The organism is Aeromonas sp. FDAARGOS 1417 (assembly GCF_019046985.1).
In the GTDB taxonomy this organism is placed as follows: Bacteria; Pseudomonadota; Gammaproteobacteria; order Enterobacterales; family Aeromonadaceae; genus Aeromonas; species Aeromonas veronii.
In genome coordinates this window covers 4,074,195-4,088,647 of the sequence record NZ_CP077221.1, presented here as the reverse complement: position 1 = coordinate 4,088,647, position 14,453 = coordinate 4,074,195, and the positions used below count along the sequence as shown (strand labels likewise).

Below are 14,453 nucleotides of genomic sequence, written 5' to 3'. Positions count from 1 at the left end.
GCGGCGGTGTTAGCATCGATCGGCCCCGATCATGCCAGGTACGGGGCGGCATACCATCAGGGACGATAACAAGGACAATCCCATGTCATATCAAAAGCTTGAACAACATCAGCAGCAGATCCACCGCTTTAGCCACCTCGCCGCCATCTGCGGCTGGGATCAGGCAGCCATGATGCCGGAAGGGGGCAACGATGCTCGCGCCGAAGCAATGGCCGAACTCGGTCTGCTGATCCACCAGAAGCGCACCGCTCCCGAGCTGGGTGACTGGATTGCCAAGGCCGAGAGTGAGCCGCTGGATGAGGTGCAACGGGCCAACCTCGGCGAGATCAAGCGCCAGTGGCAAGATGCCAGCCTGCTGCCCGGTGAGCTGGTCGAAGCGCTGTCGCTGGCTGGCAGCAAGTGCGAGCACGCCTGGCGCAGCCAGCGCAAGAACAACGACTGGGCCGGCTTTGCTCCCAATCTCGAGGAGGTGGTAAAACTCTCCCGTGAAGTGGCGCAACTGCGGGCCGATGCGCTTGGCGTGCGCCCCTACGACGCCATGCTGGCCCTCTATGAGCCGGGCATGACCAGCGCGCGGCTCGATCAGATCTTCGGCGATCTCGCCAGCTGGCTGCCGGCTCTTATCCAGACCGTGAGTGAACAGCAGAAGGGCGATGCCCTGTTGCTGCCGCAAGGCCCCTTCCCCATACCGACCCAGCAGGCGCTCGGTCAGGAGGTAATGGGACTGCTCGGCTTTGATTTCGCCCACGGCCGTCTCGATGTGAGCAGCCACCCCTTCTGTGGCGGCGTGCCGACCGACGTGCGGATCACTACCCGCTATAACGAGCAGGAGTTTGTCTCCAGCCTGATGGGCATAGTGCACGAGACCGGTCACGCTCGTTACGAGCAGGGGCTGCCGCGTCATCTGCTGGGTCAGCCGGTGGCCGAAGCGCGCTCCATGGCGATCCACGAGAGCCAGAGCCTGTTTTGCGAGATGCAGCTGGGGCATCATCCGGCCTTCCTCGCGCTGCTGGCACCACGCATTCGTCACCACTTCGGCGAGCAGGCGGCGTTTGCGCCGGACAATCTGGCCAAGCTCTACAGCCGGGTCGAGCCGGGCTTTATCCGGGTCGATGCGGACGAGGTGACCTATCCAGCCCACGTTATTCTGCGCTACGAGCTGGAGCGCGATCTGGTGGAAGGGAAGATCGAGGTGGCCGACATCCCCGAACTGTGGGATGCCAAGATGCAGCAGTGGCTGGGGCTCTCCACCAAGGGAAACTACCGCAATGGCTGCATGCAGGATATTCACTGGACCGACGGCTCGTTCGGCTACTTCCCGAGCTACACCCTGGGCGCCATGTATGCCGCCCAGCTGCGCTTTGCCCTCGAGAAAGAGCTGGGCAGCATGGGTGAGGTGATCGCGGCGGGCCGCCTGCCGGAGATCTTCGGCTGGCTCGGACGCAACATCTGGTCACAGGGGAGCCTGCACAGCACCGACGTGCTGGTGCGCCGCGCCACCGGTGAAGCGCTCAACCCGCACTGGCTGCGCCAGCATCTGGAACAGCGTTATCTGAAGTGATGCGTGCTACACGGGTAAAACAAGACGGGGCCATGACAGGCCCCGTTTTTATGGCGGTGCATGGCACAGCACGCCACCACCATGCTGTAAAAAGAGAGGGTTCAGAGGGGGTCCGGGGAACCCAGCAACTCGCGCAGTTGCAGGATATTGCCCTCAGGGTCGAAGGCGTTGCGCACCACAAAGCCGGGCCCCGTCCACTGCTGTGGCAGCAGGCCGCCGCCGAGATCCGCCGCCTTCGCTTCTGCCCAGGCGAGGCTGGAGACGGTGAAGAACAGCTTGATGGCCCCCTCTTCCCTCAGTTCTGGCGGACGGTTGATAACGACCTGCTCAGCATAGGGCTCTGGAATGGCGTGGATCAGCAGCTGGATATCGCTGTTTTCCAGCACCACCAGCTGCTCATCCTGACTGCAGACCACCATCTGCAGCAGGGTACGGTAAAAGTGGGTCAGCAGGCCCGGATCCTTGGCATAGATCAGGGCACCGGCGCGAGCGGGGCCTGGCATGGAGCACTCCTCAACAGTGAACGGCTGGGTGGACAGATCTCCACCTTCTCACAGTTGCGCGCCCCATTCGATCCTTTTTAGCGGCTCGCCAGCCTCACTGCACAAAGTGCCACTGCCGCAGTGCCAGCGTCGGAGGCGGCCCCTGATCGTCCCCCAGATCTGCCATGCCCAGCGCCTCGTCATAGTGCACCCCGCCTGCACCGCTCTCGGTCAAGTGTTTTGCCCGCACCGCCCCGTACAGACCGCCACTTCCGCTGATCTTCATCTCGGTCAGCGGGGCATAGAGAGCAGCATAGAGCGGCGTATTGCCCGACAGCTTGACCCCATCCTTGCCGCTATACGCGGAATAGATGGAGATAGCGGGCGTACCGCCAGCGGTCAGCCCCTGTTTGGCTGCCGTCACCTCGGCACCGGCCCCGAGATCGACCTTGCCGCTGACGATCAGGGTCAGGCTGCTCCCCTCGCTCACCGTCAACTTGTTGCTGCCAGTCATGGTGAAATCCTTGTCGATCAGCAGCACCACATCCCCCTTGATGGTGAGACTGGCATCGGCCCCCATATTGAGGCTGTCGAGCTGATAAATGGTCTGCTCCTTGCCAAACAGATCCCCCTTGCCGGGTAGCGGTAGCCCGGGCTTGTGCTGGTTGCTGCTGGTGACCGAGCCGGTGGAGGGATCCGTGGTCAGCACCATCTGCTGGGTGGCGCCCAGCGTCAGCGGGCCATTGATGGGCAGCGTTGCAGGAGGGAACGATTTGGGCAGCGCGGCCACATTGAGCGGGTCACACACCTGCCCGGCCACAGGTGGCAGCTTGGGATGAGTGCGGTATTGGGGATCCAGATACTTCTGATGCTTGGCATCAAGGAATGCCCCGTTCCCACCATAGTTCAACTTGTCGCCAGCAATGCTTGTGCCATGACCCATAGAGACATCACCATTGATTGCAACAGCTCCGGCAATATGCCCCCCTTGCAAGGCAAAATTTCCACTCCCGTTCACGCTTCCCTCAACCCTGACCACCCCATCAGAGGGAGAAATGGTGATGTCGCCGCCAGCAAGTACATTACCCGCAACAGGTGAAGAGCCGTTCAAGGTCACCGAGCCGGTCGCCCGCACATCACCCCAGATGGGGGAGTGCCCGGCGAGCACCACATTGGCCTTGTCGCTGACGGTCGCCACCTTGGCGTTCTGCCCCTGATTAAGAGTCCCGGAAACAGACTCCTTGTACGCCCCCTTGCGCGAATCGTAGCTGTCGATAAAACCGCTACCGGAGAGGCTCAACCCTTCACACGCCACCACCGAATCCTGAAAGATGAGATTGCCGGGCTCACGCTTGAGGGCAAACAGGGCATTAAGGCTGGCATTTCCCTCCAGATAGCGGCCATGGCTCTGCAACGCCAGCTTGCTCCCAGCGGAGGCATCCAGCTGATCTATGCTGAAGCGGCTGCCCGCCATGGCCCCTTCGCCCTTGCTTGGCACCTTCTGCACCAGTTGAGCCCACTCTATCCGTGGTTCAGCGCCAAGGGCCTGATGCAGGGCTCGATAACTCTCGTTCATCCCCTGTTCGGCACTGAGCTGTGCATTGATCTTCTTGTGAAAATTGCCGCTCAAGCGAGTCTGCAACTGGTTCTCCTGAATGCTGGTAAACACCAGCAGACTCGACAGCAGGCTCACTACCAGCACCACCAGCAGTACGGCTCCCCGCTGCCCCTGCAATCCCTTGTTCATCCCGCTCCCCCTGCTGTGGCGTTGGCACCGGATGTGGACAACGCTGCCGCCCAGACCGCCTTGCGGCGGGCCACCTGCACCTCGACTCCCGGCGCCAGATAGCTGGGCAGCCCTTCGGGCAAGATGCGGATATTGACCAGCGCCCCCTGCTGGCCGAATTCAAGATCCTGAAGATGTGCCAGCAACAGGCGCGGGCCATCCCCGTCATCGCAACTGAGTACCGGCGGCGTGAAGCGGTACTGCTCGGTAAAATCGGCGGTTTTCTGGTTGCCAAGGCAGGAGAGCACCTGACTGCCCCCCTCTACCTTGAAGGCCAGCGTCAGGCGATCAGGGGTGACCGCTATCAGCTGATCCGCCTGCTTGATGCTGTTGGTAAAGGTGAGAGTGGCAAAGCGCAGCACTTCGTTCGCCTGCTCCAGCGCCTTGCTCTGTTCGACCGTGCTCTTGATCGGGGCGTAACCGGCAAAAATCGCCAGCATCAGCATCAGACCGAGCACCATGGAGATCATCAGCTCGACGAGACTGACGCCTCGTTGCCGTGAGGGGACGCTCAGCATAAAGGCGGAAATCCTGCGTTCAGCTCCGCCCGCTTGGCGCCGGAGACCCGCTCATCCTGCCACTCGATAGCGACCACAAAGTTGTCGCTATAACGGTTCGGCAGCACCAGCCGGTGGCCATCCTGCAGGGTGAAGCGGGCAAGAAAATCGGACTGGGTGAACCGCTCGGGCTTGCGCTGCACCTCACACAGCGAGCTCCAGATCTGCTCCACGCTGTTGCTCGCCTCGATCGTGGCCAGGGTGCTCTGCAAGCTGTAATGCGCCTGCTGCAACGAGACTACCTGCCCCTTGGCGAGACCGAGAAACACCATCACCGCCAACACCATGGAGACCATGATCTCCACCAGATTGAAGCCCTGCTGGCGGGCAAGTGCGGCGTGTCTCATGAGCAGCTCCCTTGCAGCAGCTGGCCGCTCGGGGCCACGCAGAGCACCCGCTGCTCACCGAGGCGATTGGCCAGAGTGATCTCGGCGTGGCTGCTGCTGCCGGTTGGCGCGATCTGGATAGGGTCAAACGGCTTGATCACCACACCGCCAGCAGGTGCTGCCGCCTGACGCAGCAACTTGCTGTCAGCCATCACCTCCCAGCCACCGTTCTCGGTGCCCTGCAGTACCACCGGCAGGGTCAGCTTGACCGCTTCGCTGCGGGCAAAGCGGTAGGCTGACGCGAGCTCGGTCGCACTGCGATCGAGCCGTTCAGCCGCGAGGCGCTGACTCATGGAGGGCAACCCGACCAATAGCAAGATGGCGGCGATGCCGACCGTGATCATCAACTCAATCAGAGTAAATCCGCGCACATTCATCTTATGATCCCCAGCAGTCATGGCGATTGGCCGCGCGATAACCGGTCTGATCGAGGGTCAGTGTGCCGCACTCATCCTGTTGACGCGTCGTTGGAATGGCTTTGAGCAGGTAGTCGCCAGCATCTTGCTGGCTGTAGCTGAACTGGTAGAAATCCGTGTTGGAAGGGGTGGCAAACGTGTCGGGATAACGGCCCTGTTGGGTATAGATACGTTCGAGGGCGAGCGCCTGCTCCAGCAATTGCTGCTGTGCTTCGTAACGACGTCCCTGTTGCAGATAACCCTGATACGCTGGCAACGCGATGGCCGCGAGAATGCTGACAACCGTCATGGCGATCAACAACTCGATCAGACTAAAGCCCCGGCAATGGGGCCATGCCTTACAGTCGTTCACTTATCATCCTTGGCAAGTGTTGTTGTTATTGGTCGGCCCTGAGCCGTAGATGTGATGACTTAATAATCATCAAAAATTAACTGACTCGATTGAACAACACAAAATCACCACACTCAATGTAAAAAAGATAGTTATGTGATCTGTTATTAATTTTTAAGCAGTTTTCGCCGCCACTAATCTCGCTCAGAAAATAAAGCTAGGCCAATCGTGCCTCCGACCCGTCCGTTATGCCCCCTTCTGCCGAGCCGAGACATATGAATAACAGCGTGACGAAGAGTGAAACCCGGCCGTGCAATGAAAGAGCAAAAAAACCTCTGGCCAATTTTTGCTATCTCTGTCCGTTTCTGGCTAGTCATGGCCCCCGAGCCCCCTTACTCTCTTGCCATCTATTCCAGCAAAGCCGCCAACACCATGAATGCAAAGCCAAGCCCTGAGTCGTCACCGGATGAGGTGATCAACACCCTCAGCCGCGAACAGTGTCACGCCGCACGGCTCGCCCGCGATGCTCGTTTCGATGGCCGCTTCTTTACCGGCGTGCTCTCGACCGGCATATACTGCCGACCGGTCTGCCCGGCACGTCCACCGCACGAGCACAATGTGCGCTACTTCCAAAGCGCCGCGGCCGCCGAGCAGTATGGGCTGCGACCCTGCCTGCGCTGCCGCCCTGAGCTGGCCCCCGCCGCGCGTGGCGATCTGCCGGTTGAACTGGCACGTCTGCTGGCGCGTATCGATCGCGGCGAGCTGGCAGACAGCACGCTCGCCAAACTGGCCACTGAGGCAGGGATCAGCGAACGGACCCTGCGCCGCCAGTTCGAGGCATACCTTGGCGCCTCACCAAAGCAGGTGGAGCAGACGCGCCGCCTGCTGCTCGCGAAACGACTGCTGACTGAAACCGGGCTACCCATCACCGACATCGCGTTTGCCGCTGGCTTTGCCAGCATCCGTCGCTTCAATGACGCCTGGCTCAACGCCTACGGGCTGGCCCCACGCACCCTGCGCCAACAAGAGGATCATGCGCCAGAGCACATGAGCGATCAGCCGCGCGGCGCAACCCTGACCCTGCAACTGCCCTACCGCCCCCCGTATGACGTGACAGCCATGCTGGCGTTCTATCGGCTGCGGGCAATCCCGGGGCTGGAGCGGGTGGATGGTGAGGTGTATGAGCGGCGCTACCGGGTCGGCGATCAGGTCGCGCTGGTGCGTATCGCGCAGGGCAAGGGGCATAGCCTGCAGCTCACCGTCCATGATCTGCCGCTCGCTGCGCTGCCCGATCTGCTCTATCGGGTGCGCCGGATGTGGGATCTCGATGCCGATATGCAGCGGATCGGTGATCTGCTCGGTCAGGATCCGCTGCTCGCCCGTTTGCAGGCGCGCTGGCCTGGCGTGCGACTGCCGGGTGGCTGGGACGAATACGAGGTGATGCTGCGCGCCATCGTCGGCCAGCAGGTGTCGGTCAAGGGAGCCATCACCATACTCGGGCGACTGGTAGCCCGTACCGAGGCGCAATTCGGGGTGGCGCAACTACCGACCCCCATCCAGTTGTGCGAACTCGATCTCGACGGTATCGGCATGCCCGGCAGCCGTATTCGTACCCTGCGGGGAGTGGCGAAGGCACTGGCCAGCGGTGAGCTGACCCTCACGACAGCCAGTGACGAGCAGTTGCTGGCGCTGCCGGGCATAGGCCCCTGGACGGTCGCTTACTGGCGGCTGCGTTGCGGGCTGGATACCGATGCCTTCCCCGCCTCCGATCTGGTACTGCAAAAGGCACTCGGCGGCGGCACCAAGCTGCCGGTAAAAGAGGTGTTGGCGCAAAGTGCGGCGTGGCAGCCGTGGCGCAGCTATGCGGCCAGCTGGCTGTGGCATGCCATGAGTGAAGCGCCCGATTTGCTGCGCCATGCCACCAGCAATGAACAACAGCCAGATACCCAACAACAGGAGATAACCCCATGATCCGCTACGATATCCTGCCGACCCGCTGCGGCGATCTGCTGGTTGCCATCAACAAGCATGGTCTGGTGCATGTGGACTTTGTGGCGGGCCTGCGGGCACTGCCCGATATGAGTGGCTGGCAGCAAGATCACGGAGCGCTGGCTCCCTTCCTCGCCGAATTTGACGCCTATTTTGCCGGTCGCTTGCAGCGCTTCTCCCTGCCCCTTGCCGCCCGTGGCACCGCTTTTCAGCAGGCAGTGTGGCAAGCGTTGTGTGACATCCCCTACGGCGAGACCCGCAGCTACAGCGATATTGCCCGCGCCATCGGCAAACCCGATGCGGTGCGGGCAGTGGGCGCGGCGAACGGCCGCAATCCGCTCTCGATCATCGTTCCCTGCCATCGGGTGATCGGCCAAAACGGCAGCCTGACCGGCTATGCGGGAGGATTGGAGATCAAAAAAGCGCTGCTGGCGCTGGAGAGGGGCAATTAAAGGAGGGTAGACAGAGAACCTGCGATAAAAAACTGCCCCTTTCCGGACGGAGAAAGGGGCTATTTGATCAGCGTTTCAGGCTGCCCATCACATGCATTTCGCAGCGGTTGCAGTCAAAACGCAGGCGGAAGGTGTCCTTACCCATCTTGAGTTCCAGCGGCTCGGCCTTGAGACCGGGCACCTCGTTCGGGCAGAGGTTCTGGCTATAGCGGATGCAGTGTTTGGTGATCATCAGCACCACTTCCCGCTCCTCCTTGTTCGCCTCATAGGCAGGAGCAATCCGCTCCACCCCGTGCTCATGGAAGAACTGCTCGGCCGCGCTGTTAAGCACATTGCCAAGGTAGGAGAGACGGTGCTGGGGATAGTTGATATCCCGCAGGGCGATGCGTCGCTCGGGGCGCTGATAACTGGCCACGCGTGCGGCCTCCAGCGCAGCGATGCCATCCCGGCGCAAGCCGTTGAGCTGTGATGCGGCGATAAATAGCGGGTGAGTGAATGCCAACTCAATCTTGCGCGCCACAAAGAGGGTATTGCCAAGTTTGCCAAGTTGATCCCGCGCCTGCTGCAGCGCCCGCTCCGGATTGTCGGCAGGCTGTTTGTCACAGGGAAGCGTCACCGCGGCGCTGATGCCTTGCTCGTCGGTGAGCATGAGGATCACGCCCTCATCGCACTCAGCCAGCACCATATCGACCCGGATGCGGCGATCCGCGCTCGCCTTCTCCAGCATCTTGCTGAACGCCTGATCGTGGTTGCGGTAGATTTCTGTCCCCACCTTCAGCCCCGGCATGCGTTCTGACAGGAGTAACTGCTTACCTTCGACCTTGTTGAGGCGCATCCCCACCAGCTCGTTATTCGGCTTGAAGAAGCCCAGACCATCGCCGTTGTTAAGGCTGACCTGCTTGCCGTCGATCTCGATGCCGTCACGGGTCACCTTGGTGACCCGCCCCAGCGGTTCCCCCACATATTTCGGGCTCTTGGTGGAGTCGATCCCTTGATGACGGCCATGGAGGAAGTAGTCGGTGCTGCCACGATTGAAGCTCTTCTTGGGGTCAGGCGTGAAGCTGTAGCTGCAACGACCCGCAGAGGCTGCGACCAGATCGGAGCGACTATCGAGAATGGCGTCCAGCTTCTGGCGATACCAGGCAGTAACGTTCTTGACGTAGTCGAGCCCCTTGAGTCGCCCTTCAATCTTGAAGGAGCGGATCCCCGCCTCGATCAAGGCCTCCAGGTTATCGGTCTGATCCATATCCTTGAGCGACAGCAGGTGGCTGTCGGCCACCAGCACTTCACCGTCCGGCTTTTGCAGCGAGCAGGGCAGACGGCAGAGCTGGGCACACTCGCCACGGTTGGCGCTGCGGCCGGTACGGGCATGGCTGATATTGCACTGGCCGCTGTAGGAGACGCAGAGCGCGCCGTGGATAAAGAACTCCAACTGCACATTGGTCGCCGCACTGATCTCGCGGATCTGCGCAAGAGACAGTTCGCGTGCCAGCACCACCTGAGAGAAGCCCACATCCTGCAGAAACTTCACCTTCTCCGGCGTGCGGTTGTCGGTCTGGGTACTGGCATGGAGCGCGATGGGTGGCAGATCGAGCGCCAGCAGCCCCATATCCTGCACGATGAGCGCATCTGCTCCTGCTTCATAGATTTGGTGGGTCAGCCGCCGCGCCTGCTCCAGCTCATGATCGTGCAGCAGGGTGTTGAAGGCGACAAAGACCTGGGCGCCGAAACGGTGGGCGTGACGTGCCAGCGCTTCGATATCCTCGATGGAGTTGCCCGCCGCACTGCGGGCGCCAAAGGCCGGCCCCCCCATGTAGACGGCATCGGCACCATGGTTGATGGCTTCGATGCCGTAGGCGAGGTTCTTGGCCGGAGCCAGCAGCTCCAACCGGTTGTTGTGGCTTAACGGGTGCTTGTTCTGGTGCATGGTCTCGGGATCAGGGCGGACAGCAAATGGGCGCTACTCTAGCCCATTCACCACCCACGTGCCTTGATCCCGCTTAAGGTATCCGTAAAATGCAGGATTAGATAACCACCTTGAGTGCCAGTCCCAGCAGCACCAAGCCGCTCACCTTATCGATCACAAAGGATTTGGCTTTAAGCCACGCCAGCACCGGCCCACGAGAGAGCACCAGCGCCACCAGCACGTACCAGACGGCATCGATCCCGCCCGCGGTGAGCATCATGATGCCCCCTTCGCTCCAGCCGGTATTGGCCCGCACAAACTGGCTGAACAGAGCGATGAAGAAAACCGCCAGTTGGGGGTTGAGGAAGGCCACCATAAAGCCTTCAAATGCCCCCTGCCGACCACGCAACTGATGCACCTCTTCATTCCCTTCGTCACTGGCTGGTTTTGCCTGCAGGGCTTTCACCCCGAGCCAGGCAAGAAATGCGGCGCCGCCGTAGCGGATCAGATCAAACAGGATCGGGGTCTGGGTGATCAAAATGGAGAGGCCGAGCGCCGTGACCAGCGCATAGATACCAACCCCGAAGCCATGACCGAGCGCGGTGGCGACGCCGTGCCCCTGCCCACCCTGCACCGTATTGCGGATGATCAGCGCCAGACTCGGCCCCGGGCTGATGGCCCCCATCACGCAGATTGCGGCCAGTGCCAGCCAACTCGTCAGTTCCATGCATTTCCTCTTTATATGCTCGATATGATGACCTGCACTCAGGGTACGGGCTGAGCCATTATGCCAGTAGTGAAAGTTATGAATAGATTCCATAACCAATGGCTATGGCACCACACAACTGACCGGGGCTAACCGCCGAGATCGAGCAGCTTGCGACTCTCGCCGACGGTACGTTGCAGGTGATCCCGCAGGAAGGGGTAGGCCAGCTCGCGAAACCAGCGGTGAGCCGGATCCTGATGATGGCGCTGATGCCACAGCAGATGATACAGCTGGTCGCGGGTAGCAAAGGGCAGATCGACAAAGGTGAGCTCATGGCCACAGGATAGCTGCCAGGCGATATGAGCCGGAGTGGTCATCAGGCAATCGGTGCGCAGCAACACCTCCACTGCCGCCTGAAAGAAGGGAACTCTGGCAAACCAGCGCCGACTCAGTCCCTGCGGCGCCAATACCTGCTCCACCGGGCTGTCCTTGTCACCACCGCCACTCACCTGCAGGTGAGGCCAGGCGAGATAGTCATCGAGACTCAGCGCCTTGCCTGCCAGCGGATGGTGACGTCCCATCAGCACCGCCAGCCGATCTTCCCCCTGATGCAGACCACGGATCTGCTCCGGTACCTGCTCGGTGATGGTGGAGACCAGATCGAGCTCGGACTGCCACAGTTGCGGCAGCTGACGCTTGTCCCACAGGCTGTACTCCAGCGCCGCCAACGGCGCCTCTTTGGCGAGCGCGGCACAGATATCGGGCAGGATATGCTGGGCCACATAATCGGAGGAGGCGAGCCGAAATACCCGCTCGCAGCGGCTCGGGTCAAACCCGGGGGCCTCGTAGAGCCGCTCCAGCGCACCGAGAGAATCCGCCAGCTGGGCGGCCAGCGCTTCGGCCCTTGGCGTCAGCAGCCAGCGTTGCCCCTCCCGCACCAGCAACTCGTCGTCAAACTCGCTGCGCAACTGGGCAAGCTGCTTGCTGATGGAGGGCTGACTCAGGTGCAACAGCTCGGCGGTGCGGCTGATATTGCGGGTCTCCAGCAGCACCTTGAGGGTCGGCAACAAGTTGAGATTGGCTCTGAGCAAGGAGATACCCTCATCGGTGGCGAAATGCCTATCTTAGGGCAGAGGAGTCCCGCGCTTTAAGCGAAATTTCCTGCCATGTTCAGCGCATTGCAGCCCTTTGCGACCAGATAGCGCAGCCGCTCGCCCTGCACATAACCATGACCACAAGATGACAGTGGTTGTCTCGTACGGCATAATTGCACGATTTTCCGCCCGCGGGCGATCCACTTTGAGAAGCGGTAACAAGATGAAATACGCCAATATCACCGGCTGGGGCAAATGCCTGCCTCCCTCCGTGCTGACCAACGATGACCTCAGCACCATCATGGATACGTCAGACGAGTGGATCTATCCGCGCACCGGCATCAAGGCCCGCCGGATCTCCCATGTCAGCACCTCGGATCTCGCCACCCTGGCCGGTCGCCGCGCGCTGGCCTGCGCCGGTCTGGAAGCGAGCGATCTCGATGGCATCATCCTGGCCACCGCCACCCCGGACAACCTGCTGCCAAGTGCCGCCTCTGCGGTGCAGAAGAAGCTCGGTGCCGTCAATGCCGCCGTGTTTGACCTCAACGCGGCCTGCACCGGTTTCGTCTACTCCCTCTCCGTCGCCACCTCGCTGGTGCAGACCGGCATGATGAAGAAGGTGCTGGTGATTGGCGCCGAGCGCCTCACCTACCTGCTGGACTGGGCGCGCCGCGATACCGCCGTGCTGTTTGGCGATGGTGCCGGTGCCGTGGTAATCGAGGCGAGCGAGCAGGAGTGTGGCCTGATCGCCAACAAGCTGGGCTGCGACAGCGAAGCGCGGGAGATCCTGCACGTACCGAACTTCGGTACCGATCGGGTGCGTTTTGCCGATATCGATGGGCTGTTCACCTTCAACTTCGAAGGGCCGGAGATCTTCAAACGCGCCGTGCGCGGCATGGGGGAAGCCACCAGCACGGTGCTGGCACAGGCCGGTATTGCGCCGGAGCAGGTCGACCTGATCGTTCCCCATCAGGCCAATATCCGCATCATCGAGACCCTCGCCAAGCGGATGAATGCGCCGATGGAGAAGGTGATGGTCAACATCGAAAATTACGGCAACACCTCCGCAGCTACCGTGCCCATCGCCCTTTGCGAAGCGCTGGAGCAGGGCCGCGTCAAGCCGAACTCCTATCTGCTGACCGCCGCTTTCGGTGCCGGCCTGACCTGGGGGGCCGCCATCATCAAATGGGGCGATCGCGTTACCCCTATCAAGGCGTGCGATGCCGAACTGCCCCCGTGCGACCAGAGCGCGCTGGAGCTCATCGCCCATGCCGTCGAAGGGTGCCAGAAGGCCCACGCCAACGAGGCTTGATCCTCATCAGGAGCCTGAATCCTCAGGCTCCTTCTCTCCTTCTCATCCCCACCTGGCTCTGCCCCCCACTTCGCAAGCCGCTTGATACGGCAATCGCTGATACAAACAACTCCGATTTGCAGCCAATTAATTTTTTTCCGCTAACCTTATTGTGCCAACTATAAATAAAGAAAAGAGCGTCAAGGGGCACCATGACTGTTTCGGTCCCGCGCCTTTACCTCTTACCAAATAATTGCACAGGGATAAGCTACGTATGGCACAACACAAAAGTGGCGTGAACACACCGCTTTGGGAACCGGTTTGCTGGATTTGCTGCATCGGGCTTGCTCTGCTGAGCTGCCTGTTGCTGCAGCTTGCCGATGCGCTGTCACCTCTCTACCTGCTGCTCAATGTGCTGGTCGCTATTGCCGCCGCGCTCTGGACATCAAGTCACTTCCACCAGCACACACTCCGACATCATGCAGGAAAGGAACAAACCGTCGCGACCGATCCTCTCGCCCACTCCATCATCGGGCTCGAACAGGTGTGCGAGAAGGCTCTACCTATCTGGTCCCAGCAAATTGAAAGCTCTCGTCAACAAACCGAAGCCGCGATGATTGACCTGACCCAACGCTTCAGCGGCTTGGCCAACAAGCTGGAGGAAGCAGTCAATGCTTCTCATCTGGCAGCCGGAGAACTGGGTGATGCCAATTCCCGTGGCATGGCAGGAGTCTTGAGCGAGAGCCAGCAGCAACTCAATGAGGTAGTGGCCATCCTGCACTCCGCCCAAGCCAATCGGGACGCCATGCTGGGTGAGATAAAAAGCCTGACCACCTACACCATAGAGCTCAACACCATGGCCATGGATGTGGCCAAAATCGCCTCCCAGACCAACCTGCTGGCCCTCAACGCCGCCATTGAAGCGGCTCGTGCAGGGGAAGCAGGCCGTGGCTTTGCTGTGGTCGCGGATGAAGTGCGCAACCTCTCCCGCCTCTCCAGCGAAACCGCCCAGAAGATGACCGACAAGGTAGATACCATCAATACTGCTATCGGTCGCGCCTTCCAGATTGCCGAAAATGCTGCCGCACGGGATCACGCCTCGGCGCTCAACTCGGAGCAGACAATCGAACAGGTGCTGGCCCGTTTTCGCCATGCCACTGACAGCCTGGCGGAATCCGCCTCCCTGCTCCAAAACGAGAGCACCGATATCCATCGCGAAATCTCCAGCGTCATTGTCTCGCTGCAATTTCAAGACAGGGTCAGCCAGATCCTCAGCCACGTCAGACAAAACATGGAGAGCCTCTCCAGCCATCTGGTTGCTTCGGAGCAGAGCAGCAATGCGACAGGGCCAATCCAAATCGATGCCAATCGCTGGCTGGCAGAGATGGAGCTCTCATACGCCACCGACGAACAGCGCAATATTCACCATGGTCGCACCACCCGTTCTGTCAACGCGCAACCAAGCAGCGCCGACATCACATTTTTCTAGGAGAGAG

The 14,453-nt window shown here is 60.8% G+C and carries 14 protein-coding genes; 5 read left to right on the top strand and 9 right to left on the bottom strand.

Annotation, left to right across the window (positions count from 1 at the left end):
• The first annotated feature begins 82 nt into the window (after positions 1–82).
• The gene (locus I6L47_RS19070) at positions 83–1,561 is read left to right on the top strand and encodes a carboxypeptidase M32 (protein WP_216948110.1); all 1,479 of its coding nucleotides are present in this window, start codon (positions 83–85) and stop codon (positions 1,559–1,561) included.
• Between the two features lie 101 nt (positions 1,562–1,662).
• Here the strand turns inward: I6L47_RS19070 and I6L47_RS19065 are convergent, their stop codons facing one another.
• From I6L47_RS19065 to I6L47_RS19040, 6 genes are all read right to left on the bottom strand, one after another.
• Positions 1,663–2,064 carry a VOC family protein gene (locus I6L47_RS19065; protein WP_160881887.1) on the bottom strand — a complete coding sequence of 134 codons (402 nt, stop codon included), beginning with the start codon at positions 2,062–2,064 and terminating at the stop codon, positions 1,663–1,665.
• Between the two features lie 94 nt (positions 2,065–2,158).
• On the bottom strand, positions 2,159–3,790 hold the full coding sequence (locus I6L47_RS19060; protein ID WP_216948109.1) for a hypothetical protein: 1,632 nt from the start codon (positions 3,788–3,790) through the stop codon (positions 2,159–2,161).
• A complete protein-coding gene (locus I6L47_RS19055; protein WP_216948108.1) occupies positions 3,787–4,347 on the bottom strand; it encodes a PilW family protein in 561 nt (186 codons plus the stop codon). The genes I6L47_RS19060 and I6L47_RS19055 overlap by 4 nt, the downstream gene beginning before the upstream one ends.
• Positions 4,341–4,733, bottom strand: a complete 393-nt coding sequence (locus tag I6L47_RS19050) for a prepilin-type N-terminal cleavage/methylation domain-containing protein (protein ID WP_216948107.1) — start codon at positions 4,731–4,733, stop codon at positions 4,341–4,343. Before I6L47_RS19050 ends, I6L47_RS19055 begins: the two co-directional genes overlap by 7 nt.
• On the bottom strand, positions 4,730–5,149 hold the full coding sequence (locus I6L47_RS19045) for a GspH/FimT family pseudopilin (RefSeq protein WP_058059418.1): 420 nt from the start codon (positions 5,147–5,149) through the stop codon (positions 4,730–4,732). The genes I6L47_RS19050 and I6L47_RS19045 overlap by 4 nt, the downstream gene beginning before the upstream one ends.
• Before the next feature lies 1 nt (position 5,150).
• Positions 5,151–5,540 (bottom strand): type IV pilin protein, encoded by a 390-nt coding sequence (locus tag I6L47_RS19040; RefSeq protein ID WP_005343572.1) that lies wholly within the window; start codon positions 5,538–5,540, stop codon positions 5,151–5,153.
• 411 nt (positions 5,541–5,951) lie between these two features.
• Here I6L47_RS19040 and I6L47_RS19035 point away from each other — a divergent pair, with 411 nt between their 5' ends.
• Entirely contained in the window at positions 5,952–7,490 is a 1,539-nt protein-coding gene (locus I6L47_RS19035; protein ID WP_216949388.1) for a DNA-3-methyladenine glycosylase 2 family protein, read from the top strand.
• Complete coding sequence (locus I6L47_RS19030; protein WP_216948106.1) at positions 7,487–7,960, top strand: methylated-DNA--[protein]-cysteine S-methyltransferase; 474 nt, start codon at positions 7,487–7,489, stop codon at positions 7,958–7,960. The genes I6L47_RS19035 and I6L47_RS19030 overlap by 4 nt, the downstream gene beginning before the upstream one ends.
• A 67-nt stretch (positions 7,961–8,027) precedes the next feature.
• On the opposite strand, the gene I6L47_RS19025 is transcribed toward I6L47_RS19030, so the two are convergent.
• From I6L47_RS19025 to I6L47_RS19015, 3 genes are all read right to left on the bottom strand, one after another.
• Positions 8,028–9,887, bottom strand: a complete 1,860-nt coding sequence (locus I6L47_RS19025) for a U32 family peptidase (protein ID WP_216948105.1) — start codon at positions 9,885–9,887, stop codon at positions 8,028–8,030.
• Positions 9,888–9,984: 97 nt separating this feature from the next.
• Entirely contained in the window at positions 9,985–10,593 is a 609-nt protein-coding gene (locus tag I6L47_RS19020; RefSeq protein WP_216948104.1) for a LysE family translocator, read from the bottom strand.
• A gap of 128 nt (positions 10,594–10,721) precedes the next feature.
• Positions 10,722–11,663 (bottom strand): LysR family transcriptional regulator, encoded by a 942-nt coding sequence (locus I6L47_RS19015; RefSeq protein WP_216948103.1) that lies wholly within the window; start codon positions 11,661–11,663, stop codon positions 10,722–10,724.
• A 226-nt stretch (positions 11,664–11,889) separates the two neighbouring features.
• On the opposite strand from I6L47_RS19015, the gene I6L47_RS19010 reads away from it, so the two are divergent.
• Both I6L47_RS19010 and I6L47_RS19005 read left to right on the top strand, forming a co-directional pair.
• Entirely contained in the window at positions 11,890–12,978 is a 1,089-nt protein-coding gene (locus tag I6L47_RS19010) for a ketoacyl-ACP synthase III (protein WP_042080660.1), read from the top strand.
• Between the two features lie 253 nt (positions 12,979–13,231).
• Complete coding sequence (locus I6L47_RS19005; protein WP_216948102.1) at positions 13,232–14,446, top strand: methyl-accepting chemotaxis protein; 1,215 nt, start codon at positions 13,232–13,234, stop codon at positions 14,444–14,446.
• Positions 14,447–14,453 lie beyond the last annotated feature (7 nt).

Excerpts from the sequence above, each read along its gene's own strand:
- I6L47_RS19070 (WP_216948110.1), top strand. The coding sequence starts at position 83 with ATGTCATATCAAAAGCTTGAACAACATCAGCAGCAGATCCACCGCTTT.
- I6L47_RS19065 (WP_160881887.1), bottom strand. The coding sequence starts at position 2,064 with ATGCCAGGCCCCGCTCGCGCCGGTGCCCTGATCTATGCCAAGGATCCG.
- I6L47_RS19060 (WP_216948109.1), bottom strand. The coding sequence starts at position 3,790 with ATGAACAAGGGATTGCAGGGGCAGCGGGGAGCCGTACTGCTGGTGGTG.
- I6L47_RS19055 (WP_216948108.1), bottom strand. The coding sequence starts at position 4,347 with ATGCTGAGCGTCCCCTCACGGCAACGAGGCGTCAGTCTCGTCGAGCTG.
- I6L47_RS19050 (WP_216948107.1), bottom strand. The coding sequence starts at position 4,733 with ATGAGACACGCCGCACTTGCCCGCCAGCAGGGCTTCAATCTGGTGGAG.
- I6L47_RS19045 (WP_058059418.1), bottom strand. The coding sequence starts at position 5,149 with ATGAATGTGCGCGGATTTACTCTGATTGAGTTGATGATCACGGTCGGC.
- I6L47_RS19035 (WP_216949388.1), top strand. The coding sequence starts at position 5,952 with ATGAATGCAAAGCCAAGCCCTGAGTCGTCACCGGATGAGGTGATCAAC.
- I6L47_RS19030 (WP_216948106.1), top strand. The coding sequence starts at position 7,487 with ATGATCCGCTACGATATCCTGCCGACCCGCTGCGGCGATCTGCTGGTT.
- I6L47_RS19025 (WP_216948105.1), bottom strand. The coding sequence starts at position 9,887 with ATGCACCAGAACAAGCACCCGTTAAGCCACAACAACCGGTTGGAGCTG.
- I6L47_RS19020 (WP_216948104.1), bottom strand. The coding sequence starts at position 10,593 with ATGGAACTGACGAGTTGGCTGGCACTGGCCGCAATCTGCGTGATGGGG.
- I6L47_RS19010 (WP_042080660.1), top strand. The coding sequence starts at position 11,890 with ATGAAATACGCCAATATCACCGGCTGGGGCAAATGCCTGCCTCCCTCC.
- I6L47_RS19005 (WP_216948102.1), top strand. The coding sequence starts at position 13,232 with ATGGCACAACACAAAAGTGGCGTGAACACACCGCTTTGGGAACCGGTT.